Here is a 13,450-nt window from a genome sequence, read left to right as displayed (position 1 = left end):
CGCCGAAGAATTCCTCGTCGCCCTTGGCCGGTCCGCCCGAGAAGATCACAATCCGTTTGCTGTTGAACGCGCTCTGGACCACATGCCGGATACGCTCGGCCAGGCTGTCGATCGGCACATGGTAGCGCTGGTAGGCTTTTTGGGCGTCGGCCAGCTCGATGTGGGCCGAGGGCGGTTTGACCTTGATGATATGCGCCCCGAGCTGAGCCGCAATCTGGGCCGCGTAGGCGACCACGTCGACCGCGGTCTCCCCGGCCTTGCTCAGGTCGCTGCCCCGCGGATAGGACCACACCACCACGGCCAGCCCCTTGGATTTGGCCTCCTTGGTGATCTCGCGCAGCTGCTCATACATGGTCTGGGCTGCCGACGAGCCGGGGTAGATGGTGAAGCCGACGGCGGCACAACCCAGCCGCAGGGCGTCATCGACACTGCTGGTCACGGCCGACAGGGGGTCTTTTTCGTCGTGCAGCACGTCGTGGTTGTTGAGCTTGAGAATGGTTGGAATCCGGTCCAGAAAGGTATCGGCTCCGGCTTCGATGAATCCCAGCGGCGCGGCATAGGCGTTACAGCCGGCGTCGAGCGCGAGCTGGAAATGGTAGTCGGGATCATAGCCGGACGGATTCGGGGCGAAGCTGCGCGCCGGGCCGTGCTCGAAGCCCTGATCGACCGGCAGGATGACCAGTCTGCCGGTGCCGGCCAGGCGGCCGCTGTTGAGCAGACGGGCAATATTGGCCCGGGTGCCCGGATTGTCGCCCTCATACCAACTCAGAATCTCACGAACACGTTCGGTCATGTGATTACCTCCCTTGTCTCACCCCGCTCAGTCTTGCGCCTGTCTGGGGATGCCGTATGCAGCCTTATACTAGGCATTCGGATGAAAAAATCGAGCGGCCGTTTGGGCGCGGCCGTCGCTTGCCTGTCTTACTGGTAAAACGACTCTGCGGTCTGCACGTCCTGGGCGCTGCCGATGATCAGCGGCGTCCGCTGGTGGAGGCTGTCGGGGACGATATCGCGGATGGGCTGGGTGCCGTCGCTGGCCCGACCGCCGGCCTGTTCGATCACAAAGCCGAGCGGGGCGGCCTCATACATGAGCCGCAGCTTGCCCTTGGCGTTCTTGGGGTCAGCCGGGTAGAGGAAGACGCCGCCTTTGAGCAGGGTGCGGTGAAAGTCGGCCACCAGGGAGCCGATATAGCGACCCGAGTAGGGCCGCTTGGTCTGGCTGTCGGTCTCTTGCAGATAGTCGATATAGGCGCGGGTCGGGGCAAACCAGGTGTTGCGACGGCCCTCGTTGATGCTGTAGGTCGAACCGTGCTGCGGAATACGGATATGTTCGTGGGACAGCAGGAAGTCGCCAATGCTGCGGTCCAGGGTGAAGCCGTGCACGCCCTGGCCGGTGGTGTAGACCAGCGTCGTGCTGGGGCCGTACAGGGCATAGCCGGCCGCCACCTGACCACGCCCGCGCAGATGGAGGGCGTCCACCAACGCGGCGCCTTTTTTCCCCTCCGGGCGGCGGTGGACCGAAAAGATAGAGCCGACCGTCACGTTGACATCCAGGTTTGACGAGCCGTCGAGCGGATCGACGAAAATGACGTATTTGCCCTTTTCCTCATTGCCCTGAATCGGGGTGGGATGTTCCATTTCCTCGGATACCATCTCGGACACCAGCTGGCCGTTGGCAAAGGCTGCCAGGAAGGCATCGTTGCTGATCTGGTCAAGCTTCTGCTGGACTTCACCCTGGATATTGATCTCGCCCGAGGCGCCCAAAATATCGACCAGACCGGCCCGGCCGAGCTCTCGGGATATTGTTTTGGCCGCAAACGCGATTTGCGACAGCAGCATCGAGAACTCTCCGGTCGCACCCGGATGCTCGCGCTGCTGCATTAACAGATAACGGGTTAGCGTGATGCTGGTACTCTCCATCTTGTACCCTCCCGGAAAAGAACTCTCCCTTTTTCCCTACTGTACTACAGCACGGCGCGCTGGTCCAAAAGGGGGGCGGACGAAACTCAGGCCGATTGGGCCACATCGGCCAGCAGGCTGCGCGCCCGCGCGCCGTCGGCCGGCAGCTCAAGGGCAGCGCACAGGTCCGCCGCCTGGCTCAGATAGGTTCGGGCCGGGCTCTGGTCGTCACCCCGACCGGTACGCGCCAGAAACTCGCCCAGGGCCAGCGCGCTGTGGGCCTGGAAGGGCCGGCTGTGCATCTGCTCGGCGTAGTCCAGGGCGCGTGTCAGGTGGGTCCGAGCGGCCGGCCGGTCCGACGGTTCACGCTGGGCCAGAATACGACCCAGGACACGGTGGGCCGAATACACAAACCAGCGGCTGTGGCTGTGCTCGGCCTGGACAAGGACGGCGGTAGCCACCCGCCCCAGGCTTAACAGAGCCTCGGCATACCAGCTGCCGATCAGCTCGGCGTACACGCCTTTCTGCTGCCAGCTTGTGGCCAGACCGGTGATAGACGGGTTTGACACCTGCCCGGCGGCCACGCCCAGCAGACCCGCGTATTCGTGGACGGCGCCGGCCATCAGCAGTGAGGCCGGGGCGCCGACTTCCCGCATCAGGTCTAAACCAGCGCTGGCCTCGTGCTCGGCCAGGTCGGCCTCACCCCGCAGGGCGTGCAACAGGGCCAAACCCCAGTGGGGAAGGGCTTGGGGAAGGTGGCGGAGGTGCTGGCTGGCCACCGCCCTGGCCTGACCCAGTTGCTGGAAGCCCAGTGCCAGACTGCCCAAAAATCCGTTGCACAGTCCGGACACGGCCAGACACTGCATCACCGATGCGGCGCTCTTGCCCGGCTGGGTCTCCAAGAGGCGGTGGTGTTGAATCAGGTCGAGTCCGGCGCTGGCGATCTGCAAGCCCTCCTCAAACCGACCGGCTAGCCACAACAGGTGGGCCAGGGGGCCGTGGGCCCGCAGCCGAGCCAGCACGTCGGTCTGTTCGGCCGTCAGCCGGTAGGCGGTCCGAGCGTGGGGCAGGCCGGCTCGGGGGCGGCCCCACACCACATACGTGCCGGCAACGATGGCGTGGGCGGCGGCCAACAGGCGGGTATCCGCCAAGCGACCGCAGGCGGCTTCCGCCGCGATAAATTGCTCTCGGATGGGCTCGTCGGCATTACTGTGGCGGGACAGTAGGGTGATGAGCTGGAGCCGGGTTCGCACTTCGCGCCGGTCCCGGTCTGGACTCGGCGCAAGCGTAGCCAGCACCCGCAGGTGTTCGTGCCAGAAGTGTTGGGCATCGGTATCCGCGTAGACCTCGACCGCACGCAGTCCGGCCCGGTACAGGTAGGTCTCTGCCTTGGCGCTGTCGGTGCTACGGCTGTAGTGGTAGGCCAGGACCGTGACCTGCTCCTGGAGCCGGGTGGCGAACAGCTCCTCGATCGCCGCCCCGACCCGGGCGTGCAGCGTAGCGCGCCTTTCGTGGAGCAGGGATGTGTAGGCCACCTCCTGGGTCAGCCCGTGCTTGAATGTGAAACCGGCTGCGCTGGGACGCACAAAATCGCGCTCGTGGAGCGTCTGGCGGGCCTGTTCCAGACGGGATTGGGGCCAGGCCATGACTCGGGCCAAGAGCGGCAGCGCAACGTCCCGCCCGATGACCGCCGCCGTTTGCAGCACCCGTTTGAGGGCCGGGTCGAGCCGGTCGATACGACTGGCCAGGACACCCTGGACCGTGGCCGGCAGAGCCCAGTCCGAGACCGGGCGGCTGAGCCGGTAGCTGCCCGCCTGGCCGACAAGCAGCCCTGTTTCAACCAGATGCTGGACGATTTCTTCGAGAAAAAAGGGGTTGCCGCCCGCCCTGTGGCCCAGAACGGGTAGCAGCTCTCTGACGCTGGAGTCGGTGCCGAGCAGGGATTTCAGCAGAGACTGGCTGGTGGCATCGGGCAGCGGGCTGAGCTCGAGCCGGTAGGAAAATGGCTGGCTCTCCCAGCCGTAGCGCTGCCCGGGGCGGTAGGACAGCAGGAAGAGCACCGGCAGGTGATGAATCTCCGGCAGCAGGGAGTGCAGGAAGTCCAGACTCCGACGGTCAAGCCATTGCAGGTCTTCGAGCAGGAAGGCCAGCGGCTGGCGACGACTCTCGGCCACGATCTGACGTTTGATCCCGGTTTCGACCTTGTGCAGCCGGGCTTCAAAAGGCAGGCCGGCGATCCGCGGCTCTTGACTCTCCACGCCCAGTAATTCGAGCAGCAAAGCCAGCAGCGTAGCGTCCGGGACGGCGTGGGTGGGTGTCAGGGTGCGTAGGAGTTTTGTCCGATACGTCGCGGCGGCGTCCTGCTCATCGATCCGACAGTACTGCTTGAACATTTCGACCCAGGGCAGATAGGCCCGCGTTCTGCCATACGGAAAGGCCGCGCCTTCGATGAGCAGATAGTGGTGTTTGTGCAGCGTAGCTTTGAGTTCTGCCAGCAGCCGCGATTTCCCCACACCGGCCTCGCCGACCAGAGTCACAATCTGGCCCCGGCCGCCCGCAGCCAGGGCGACACGCTCGGCCAGCTGTTCGAGTTCGTGACTGCGTCCAACAAGCGGCGATAGGCCGTGGGCCGCCCGGCGCGAGCGAGCAGCGCTCGGGCCCAGCAGGGCGTAGGTGGCGAGCGGGCTGGAGACGCCTTTGACGGTGGTTTGCCCCTTGGCCTCGAAACGGAACCCGGCTCTGGTCAAGGCGTGGGTCTGGGCCGTCACCAGGCTTGAGCCGGGGGCGGCCAGCGATTCCATCCGGGCGGCCAGGCCGACGGCATGACCCACGGCCGAGTAGTCCATGCACAAGTCGTCGCCAATGGTCCGCACGACCACCTCACCGGTATTAATCCCGACCCTGATCTGGAGCCCAATCCCATGGTTGTGGCGCACTTCGGCCGCATAGCGACCGACCTGCTCATGCATCTCCAGGGCGGCGTACAGGGCGCGCTGGGGATGATCTTCGAGGGCCAGCGGAGCGCCAAACAGGGCCATGATGCCGTCGCCCAGAATGCGGTTGACCGTCCCTTCAAAGCGGTGCACGGCCTGCATCATGAGCTGCAGACATGGATCGAGCACGCGTTTGGCCTCTTCGGGATCAAGCCGCTCCATGATGTCCATCGAACCTCTGATATCGCTGAACAGAACGGTGACGATTTTGCGCTCGCCCTCAAGCGCGGTCCGGCCCGACAGGATGCGCTCAGCTAGATGGTCCGGCGTATAGTCAAGAGGAGCCGGGCTGCTGCCGGTGGGGTGTGGGTGCAGGAGGGCGGGAGAGGCCGAGTCAACGCGGTCCAGGGACGCCCCGCAAGTCCCGCAAAACTTTTTCCCAGCCGGCACCTGGCTGCCGCAGCTCGGGCAGGGCAGGCTGAGGCGCGCGCCGCACTCTTCGCAGAACTGAATCCCGTCCCGATTGGCGGCGTTGCATTTTCTGCACTGCATAGCCTCGCCCCAGCCCTCGGTTCGGAATCCGCGCTCAGGGGCTCAAGAATTGACTCACCAGGTCGGCCACCCGTTGCGGCTGTTCCAGCAGCAGGCTGTGTGACGAACCCGGAATTCTGACCAGCTGCGCCCCGCCAATCGCATCCTGAAACAGTTCACCCAGGGCGACCGGGGCGAGCCTGTCCTGCTCGGCCCAGATGATCTGGGTCGGCGCGGTGATCCGGAACAGCCGCTGTTGAAGACGCGGGTTGTACAGACAGGGCGGCTTCCAGCCGAGCCGGGCGGCGACCATCTGGGCTTTGTAGAACAGAAAGTTGGCGGCCGCAGACATGTCGTCGGGGATGGCGCCCAGGGCCAGTTCGGAGTCCGGCTCCTGAAACAGCAGCTCGCGTACCTCGTGCTGGCCGCCCTCGGCTTTGGGGGTGACGGTATAAAAGAAATTGCCGATCCGCGCCTCGGGCGTGGACACCCCGAGCGGGTTGATCAGCACCAGCTTGCGCAGCCGGTGTGAGTAGCGGCTGGCGAATTCGGTCGCCACCCAACCGCCCAAGGACGCCCCGACCAGATTGACGGTGTCGAGCTTGAGCGTATCCAGCACATCCAGGCAGAAAAAGACCGCGTCCTCTATGGTGTCAAGCTCGTCAAAGCCTCCGCTGTCGGCATAGCCGGGCAGGGCCGGCGCGGACACGGCAAAAGAGGCGGCCAGGGCTTCGTGGAAGGTGGTAAAGCCGGCCGTCTCGGGCAGGCTGTGAATATCGGCAACCAGGCCGTGAAGGTAGAGCAGCGGCGCGCCGCTGCCGCCCCGCAGGAGCTGAACCGTGTTGCCACGGACACTGAGCGTTTCGGTCGTTAGGGCCATACGATGTCTTTCCTGTCATGCGGGGAACCACGAGCAGGGCGGGCAGTCGAAGCTGCCCGCTTCCCTCTAGGCGCGGCCGTCTTGGCCGTCTTTCGCTTCTTGGGCCTTTTGGGCGTGGACTCCGGGCAGTGCGGCAAACGTAGCATCGGCGTGTTTGCGGACGTAGGGAAAGACGTCGTTGGCCAGGAATTCCATGTTTTTGCGGGTCAGATGATCGGGCAGACTGCCGAACTGGGGCAGGGCCAGGATATTGCCGACCTTGAATTCGAGCACGTACTGGAGCAGTTTTTCGCGCACCGTCTCCGGGCTGCCGATCAGGACTGAGCCGCCCGCCTCAACGTCGTCCCAGGTGGTGGCGTGGCCGAGCTGCCAGCGGGCATGCCCGCCGCCGGGATCGTTCAGCTTTTGCAGCCGCTCCAGGGATTTCAGCGAGGTATAGCCCGGCGGCATCCACGTCCGACCCTTGCCGGCAAACCCCTTGAGGAGTTTGTCAATGAAATACCAGATGTGCTCCTCGGCCTCTTCGCGCGCCTTTTGCTCGGTCTCGGCCACATACATCGGCACCAGCCAGCCCAGCATTTCCGGGTGGTAGGCATGTTTGCCGACCCGCTCGACCGTCTGTTGGAAGAAGGCCGCGTTCTGGCGGAAGGATTCGACGTGGGAGTAGGTCAGGGCGGCATAGGTGAAGCCACGCTCGGCGACCAGCTCCATGGTCTCCACACTGCCCACGCCGGGAATCCAGATCGGCGGATGGGGCTGCTGGACCGGGCGCGGCCAGACGTTGCAGTACTGCAACTGGAAATGCTTGCCGTCCCAGCTGAACGGTCCCGGGTCGGTCCAGGCTTTGACGATCAGATCGGTGGCCTCGCGAAATCGCTCGCGGGCATAGGTCGGGTTGATGTTATAGGAATAGTATTCCGGGCCGCCGCCAACCACAAAGCCGGCGTCAAACCGGCCCCGAAACATGTTGTCCAGCATGGCGAACTCTTCGGCGACCTTGAGCGGCACCTCATGCAGTGGCAGACCGTTGCCCAGCACCATCACCCGGGCGGTCTGGACCCGCTGGGACAGGGCGGCGGCAATCAGGTTGGGCGAGGGCATGATGCCGTAGGCATTCTGGTGGTGTTCGTTGATGACCACCCCGTCAAAGCCGATGTCGTCGGCATAGGCCAACTGGTCAATGTACTGGTGATACACCTGCGGGCCGCGCTCGGGGTCGAATAGCCCGTTTGAGCAGGTCACCCAGGCCGTATCGTAGGTGTCCTCAAAGTTGTCTGGCAGATGGGGCCAAGGCATCAGGTGGAACATCCAGAATTTCATCGCGCTTCCTCCTGAACGAGCGTTCGGCTGAGGTCTACCACAGCCACCCCCGACCTTGCAAAGGGTTGGCGCGTCGGCCGCCCGCGGGCGACCGCGATTGCCAGGCCGCCCGCGCTCCGGCTACAATTCGGGGTCATGTCAGACACAAGGAGGGAAACCGATGACTCAGATTCCAGACGATCTGCTCGCCTTCATGGAAACGCTCAAGCCCCCCAAGGGCGTCAATCCGGCCGATCTGCTGATCAAATACAACGACCTGATGAACGGCAACCCGCCGCCGGTCGGGGCTGTGCACGATGAGGTGCTGCTCAGACAGGTGGCCGGCTGGCGGCTGAGCGCCGACATCAGCGTGCCCACGGGCCCGGGACCCCACCCCGTGCTGGTCTATTTTCACGGCGGCGGCTGGACCATGGGTAGTCCCAAGACCCACCTGCGCCTCGGCCGGGAGTTTGCCGCCGCCGGCTATCTGACCGTCAACGTTGACTATCGCCGCGCGCCCAAACATCGTTTTCCGGCCGCGTTTGACGACTGTCTGTTCGCCACCCAGTGGGCGGTCGAGCACGCCGCCGAGTACGGGGGCGACGCCCAACGTCTGGCCGTCGGTGGAGACTCGGCCGGGGCCAACTTGGCCGGCGGGGTCCTGGCCGAATGCAGCCGCAAGCGCGGACCGGCCGTCAAGGCCGGCCTGCTGCTGTACGGGGTGTTTGATTATCATGCGGCACTGGCCGGCCTGGGTACGCCGCACGCCAAGCAGCAGTTGTATCTGGTGGTCGAAGACTACGAGGCGCTGCGCGAGGATCACCGGGTCAGCCCGCTGTACGCGTGTGACGGCTTTCCGCCGTGTTACCTCGCGGTTGGGACAAAAGACCCGCTGCTGGCGGAGTCACACGCCCTGGCCGAAAGACTGTCGGCGGCCGGGGTCAAGCACGAGTTGCATATTCTTGACGGCGCGCCGCACGCGTTCTTCCAGCTGCCGCCGCTGCCCGCCTACGCCGAGGGCTATCGGCGGGCCAGCGCGTTCCTGGACACGCATGTGAGGTAGGAGAGCGGCTGCCAACGTACGGGTTGGCAGCCATGTTGTGAGGATCGGGGAGGGCTGCTCCCGGCTACTTGCCGCTGGCCAGCTTCCAGTCCTCGCCCAGTTCCTCGGACACGCTGACCAGGGTCTCTCGCAGGGTGGTGACCATCTCGTCGATCTGCTGTGTGGTGATGATCAACGGGGGGCAGATGGCGATGACGTTGGACCCGCCCATGCGGGTCAGCAGCCCGCTCCGCAAAGCGCGTTCCCAGACCCGCGTGACAAGCTTGGTCTCGGCCGGAAACATCTCTTTTGTGTGTTTGTCCTTGACCAGCTCAATGGCCGCTACCAGTCCCTTGCCGCGGACATCACCGACAATCGGGATATCCTTGAGCGTGGCCAGCGCCTTTTGCAGATAGCGACCCTGTACGCGGGCCTTCTGGACCAGCTTCTCACGCTCGATGATTTCAAGATTGGCCAGCCCGGCCGCACACACGGTGGGGTGGCCGGTATAGGTGTAGCCGTGCCAGAAGGCCTGGTCGCCGGCCTTCAGGAAGGTCTGGAACATCTCTTCTTTGAACAGCACCACCCCGAGCGGCAGATAGCCGCTGGTAATGCCCTTGGCCGAGACCAGGATATCGGGGCCGACGCTGGACGAGGCAAACATGGTGCCGGTCCGCCCGAATCCGGTGATGACCTCGTCGCAGGCCAGCAGAATATCGTGCCGGGCGCAGATTTCACGGATTTTGGGCAGCCACTCCTTGGGCGGTACGATGACGCCGCCCACGCCCTGAATCGGTTCGGTCACAAACGCGCCGATCGTTTCGGCGCCTTCGCGCTTGATGATCCGTTCCAGTTCGTCGGCGCAGTCCACCCCACAGGCCGGGTAGGTCTTGCCCAGTTCACAGCGGTAGCAGTAGGGTCGGGCCATGTGGATGACACCCGGCAGACCCGGCTCGACCTGCTCGTTGAACAGTGGGATGCCGGTCAGGCTGGCCGCCCCGCTCGAGGTACCGTGGTAGCCCTGGTTGAGGCTGATGAACTTGGTCTTCTTGGGCTTGCCCTTGGCCTTCCAATAGGCCCGGACGAGGCGGATCATGGTCTCGTTCGATTCCGAGCCGCCCGAGGTGAAAATCACCCGCCGCAGGCCCTTGGGGCCGATCTTGGTCAGCTTGGCGGCCAGCTCAACGGTCGGGGCCGAGGTCGGGCCGATGAGGGTCGGAGCGAAGGCCAGCTGGTCCATCTGAGCGGCAACCGCGCGGGTGATTTCTTTGCGGCCATGGCCCACGTGTACGTTCCACAGCGAGGCCAGGCCGTCGAGATAGCGCGTGCCGTCCGTATCCCACAGATACACGCCCTCGCCTCTGACGAAGATGGGCATGCCGCGCTCCTGATGCAGGCTCAGGGGCACGAAGCCGTGGACCAGATGCGCTTTGTCCTGTTGGTGCAGGGTTTTGGCCCGTTTGCGATCCATGGAGGTCGCCGCTACTGCGGTGGTGCGGGAACGGAGGGGGATCACCTTGGCCGATTTTTTTGCTGTGTGTGGCATGCTCTTCCTCCCTGTGGCTGACGTGTTGACACGGTCCTGTGTTGGGGCAGTATACTCCTTTTGTTCCATTTTCCTATGGTAACGGAGGAAGCGATATGAAAATGCAGCGCCTGGGCCGAACCGGGCTCAAAGTGTCCGAACTGTGTCTGGGAACGATGACTTTTGGGCGGCAGTGTGATGAAGCGCTGAGCTTTGCCATCATGGATGCCGCGCTTGAGGCCGGGGTCGATTTTTTTGACACCGCGGACGTCTATCCGGTCGGCGGGGATAGCTCAACGGTCGGCCGCACCGAAGACATTGTCGGAAAATGGCTCAAGGGCAGACGCGAGCAGATTGTCCTGGCCACCAAGTGTTGGGGCGCCATGGGACCCCAGCCGAATGATCGCGGCCTGTCCCGCAAACACATCCTGGCCGCCATAGACGAGAGTCTGCGCCGGCTGCAAACCGACTACATTGACCTCTATCAGGTGCACGCGCCGGATTTTGACACTCCGATCGACGAGACCCTGGCGGCGCTCGACGACGTGGTACGGCAGGGCAAGGTCCGCTACCTCGGCTGCTCGAACTTCCAGGCCTGGATGCTGGCCAAAGCCCTGTGGACCAGCGACAAAAACGGCCTGGCCCGTTTCGACTGCGTGCAGCCGCGCTATAACATCCTGTTCCGGGAAATTGAGCATGAGCTGCTGCCGCTGTGTCGCGATCAGGGCGTCGGGGTGATCCCCTACAATCCCCTGGCCGGCGGCTTTCTGACCGGCAAGCACATGGACAACCAGGCCAGCCACGCCCCCTCGTCCGAGACGCGTTTCGCGCTCGAAGGCCGGGCCGGACGCACCTACAAGAAGCGCTACTGGCAGGAGGCCCAGTTTGCTGCGGTGTCCCACCTCCACGAGTTCTTCTCGGCCCGCAACAAGCCGCTGGCCCAGGTCGCGATTGCCTGGGTGCTGGCTCAGGACGGGATCACCGCGCCGATTGTCGGGGCGACCTCGCCCGAGCAGCTGCGCCAGTCGCTGCCGGCGGTTGAGTTGAGCCTGGACGAAGAGGAGATGGCGGTGTGCGACGCGGTATGGTTTGAGCTGCCCCGGCTCAAAGATCCGATGGTAGCGCTGCGCTGAGCCCGACAGGTGGTCGCAACGTCCTTCACTTTTACAACATATCGGAAAAGCTGCCCTGGCCGGGGACGAACAGGCGGCTGTAGAAGCGCATCGCGGACGAGTCGGTCATGCTGGCCAGAAAATCGCAGACGACCCGCTTGCGGCCCGCTTCGTCCCCCTCACCCAGGGCGTGCTGGTAGCGCTCGGCCTGCTCCTCGGGCAGCAGGCCGACCGATTCGCGGCCCTGATCCAGCACCTCAAACAGGCGCGCCAGGACTGTCTGGCCCTTGTAGCCGAGCGTGGTCACGCGCGGGTTACGAATCACTTTCTGAGACTCAAAGGCTTTCAGGACCTCGATCCGCACCCGCTCGGAAAAGACCGCGTCAATGCGACCGGTTGGCTGGACCTCGACCGTACTGGCAAAGGCCGAGATGAGGTCGCGGGTCAGCATCTTATGCGCCGCCCGGTCGGCCGTGTGTTCCAGGGCGTCGAGTTGGGTCGCGATGTGGGCCAGCACCGAGCCGACCGTTTCGGCGTCAACCGTCCGCCGCCAGGCGCCGAGCGCGGCGTTGACCTGGGGCAGCAGACGTTGGGCCGGAAAGCGGTGAAAGTCGGCCAGCGTGATCAGGCCGGCTTGCAGGCTGTCTTCGAGATCGTGGACCGAATAGGCGATATCATCGGCCACGTCCATGATCTGGCACTCCGGGCTGCGCTGCTGACCGCTGCCGGTCGAACGAGTGATCGCCTCGACCAGCTCACGGTCTTCAGTGTAATAGCCCTTGACCGGTTCGTGCCCGGACGGGAGCAGCTCTCCGGCGCTCAGACACGTCTTGTATTTCAGCAGCCCGTCGAGGCTGGGGTAGGTGAGGTTCAGGCCCGGATAGGCGGTGTGTTTGTGTTCGAGCTGGGTCACGATGCGGAAGGTCTGGGCGTTGCCCTCAAAGCCGCCATAGGGCCGCATGTGGTCATGCAGGAGGCGTTCCCCGGCGTGGCCGAAGGGCGCGTGGCCGAGATCGTGGGCCAGGCAGATCGTCTCGACCAGGTCGGTATCGGCGCCCAGCGCCAGGGCAATGCCCTTGGCAATCTGGGCGACTTCGAGCGAGTGGGTGAGCCGAGTCCGAAAAAAATCGCCCTCATACACCCCAAACACCTGGGTTTTGCCCTGGAGGCGACGAAACGCGGCCGAGTGAATGATACGGGCCCGGTCGTGTTCAAACTCGGACCGGTGGTCATTGGCTGGCCGTGGCGGCTCCGGGGTATGACGACAGGCGTATGAGGGACGGGCAAATTGCACGAGGCTGACTCCTTGTGTTGGCCTGCAGGGTCAGGATAAACGACGCCGTGTGAGCTTCGCAAGCACACTCAGGGTGAAACGGCGGAAGTGTGGGCAAAACGCCGGTCGAGTTCCCGCTTGGCCTGTTTTCTGAGCTGGATGCAATTCCTATAGCGCCAGGCGCTCCTGAGCGAATCCCACACCCCCCCCTGCTGAAAAGGATTCATGGCCTGGGCAAAGCCCAGTACACCGGCTTTCGGCTTTTCGACTTGCAGCAGGGAGAGCAGATTTTCCACAAGCGGTCCTTCGAGGGTCATGCGGGCGCTGGTGCGGGTGTTTTCCAGGACCAGATTGAGGGCATACGCCCCGTCCCGAACCGGGATGTCCCTGGCGTACAGATGCAGCTCGGGGGGGTGACGGTGTTCACGTGCCGCCTGCGGATCGATCTCCTCCGGTTCCACGAAGCGCACCCAGTCCAGCTCTCCGGTAGGGGACAGCCGATATTCCTTCTCTCCGCCCTGGCCGGACGCAACCTGGACGTAGCGGGTGAAAACCGGGCCGGTGATTGCCCGTTGCGTCTGCACGTTGGCAAGCTGCAAAGCCAGCCCGAAGGTGTCGCCGTACCACTCGGGCGGAAGCGCCAGCCGCTTTTTCTCAATCAGCAGAGAAACGCCGTTCGGCCCGGGCGGCCCGGCGATCCAGCCGACCTGAACCTTGGCCAGCACCAGCGCTCGGGAGCGGCCGTCGGGCGAGCGTTTCTCGAACAAGGCGTAGGCCTGCCGGTAGGCGCCATAGCCGTGGCCGAGTTCGGCGCAGCGATGGTTGAACCGCAGGGGGCGGTCGCGGTCGAAAGCGACCACATGGTCCTGAGCCAAAGCGGTGCTGGCAGACAACACGAACAGAGCAGTGACGGCAACAATTTTCGCTAGAGTCTTGGGCATTTCGTTCGACAGGCT

At 64.3% G+C, this 13,450-nt stretch carries 10 protein-coding genes; 2 read left to right on the top strand and 8 right to left on the bottom strand.

Annotated elements, in window-relative coordinates; genetic code table 11:
• The 5 genes from J4F42_17660 to J4F42_17640 form a co-directional block, all read right to left on the bottom strand.
• Positions 1 to 793 (bottom strand): class I fructose-bisphosphate aldolase (locus tag J4F42_17660; protein MCE2487345.1); only part of this gene is annotated, 793 nt, incomplete at its 3' end.
• Positions 794 to 921: 128 nt separating this feature from the next.
• Positions 922 to 1,920 carry a class 1 fructose-bisphosphatase gene (gene fbp, locus J4F42_17655; GenBank protein MCE2487344.1) on the bottom strand — a complete coding sequence of 333 codons (999 nt, stop codon included), beginning with the start codon at positions 1,918 to 1,920 and terminating at the stop codon, positions 922 to 924.
• Positions 1,921 to 2,006: 86 nt separating this feature from the next.
• Positions 2,007 to 5,384, bottom strand: a complete 3,378-nt coding sequence (locus tag J4F42_17650; GenBank protein MCE2487343.1) for an AAA family ATPase — start codon at positions 5,382 to 5,384, stop codon at positions 2,007 to 2,009.
• A 34-nt stretch (positions 5,385 to 5,418) separates the two neighbouring features.
• The gene (locus J4F42_17645; protein ID MCE2487342.1) at positions 5,419 to 6,243 is read right to left on the bottom strand and encodes an alpha/beta hydrolase; all 825 of its coding nucleotides are present in this window, start codon (positions 6,241 to 6,243) and stop codon (positions 5,419 to 5,421) included.
• A 66-nt stretch (positions 6,244 to 6,309) separates the two neighbouring features.
• A complete protein-coding gene (locus tag J4F42_17640) occupies positions 6,310 to 7,563 on the bottom strand; it encodes an LLM class flavin-dependent oxidoreductase (protein ID MCE2487341.1) in 1,254 nt (417 codons plus the stop codon).
• A 160-nt stretch (positions 7,564 to 7,723) separates the two neighbouring features.
• Between J4F42_17640 and J4F42_17635 the strand changes: the two genes are divergently transcribed.
• On the top strand, positions 7,724 to 8,605 hold the full coding sequence (locus J4F42_17635; protein ID MCE2487340.1) for an alpha/beta hydrolase: 882 nt from the start codon (positions 7,724 to 7,726) through the stop codon (positions 8,603 to 8,605).
• 64 nt (positions 8,606 to 8,669) lie between these two features.
• Here J4F42_17635 and J4F42_17630 read toward each other — a convergent pair whose 3' ends face one another.
• A complete protein-coding gene (locus J4F42_17630; protein MCE2487339.1) occupies positions 8,670 to 10,130 on the bottom strand; it encodes an aspartate aminotransferase family protein in 1,461 nt (486 codons plus the stop codon).
• Between the two features lie 95 nt (positions 10,131 to 10,225).
• Here J4F42_17630 and J4F42_17625 point away from each other — a divergent pair, with 95 nt between their 5' ends.
• Entirely contained in the window at positions 10,226 to 11,242 is a 1,017-nt protein-coding gene (locus tag J4F42_17625) for an aldo/keto reductase (protein MCE2487338.1), read from the top strand.
• A 31-nt stretch (positions 11,243 to 11,273) separates the two neighbouring features.
• On the opposite strand, the gene J4F42_17620 is transcribed toward J4F42_17625, so the two are convergent.
• Together J4F42_17620 and J4F42_17615 are read right to left on the bottom strand one after the other, a co-directional pair.
• Entirely contained in the window at positions 11,274 to 12,515 is a 1,242-nt protein-coding gene (locus J4F42_17620; protein MCE2487337.1) for a deoxyguanosinetriphosphate triphosphohydrolase family protein, read from the bottom strand.
• A 68-nt stretch (positions 12,516 to 12,583) separates the two neighbouring features.
• Positions 12,584 to 13,450: hypothetical protein (locus J4F42_17615; GenBank protein MCE2487336.1), on the bottom strand; the 867-nt coding region annotated here is incomplete at its 5' end.

Source organism: Desulfurellaceae bacterium, from assembly GCA_021296095.1.
Classification (GTDB): domain Bacteria; phylum Desulfobacterota; class Binatia; order Bin18; family Bin18; genus JAAXHF01.
The sequence above is the reverse complement of the archived record's forward strand: the minus strand, read 5'-3'. Positions and strand labels throughout refer to the sequence as shown.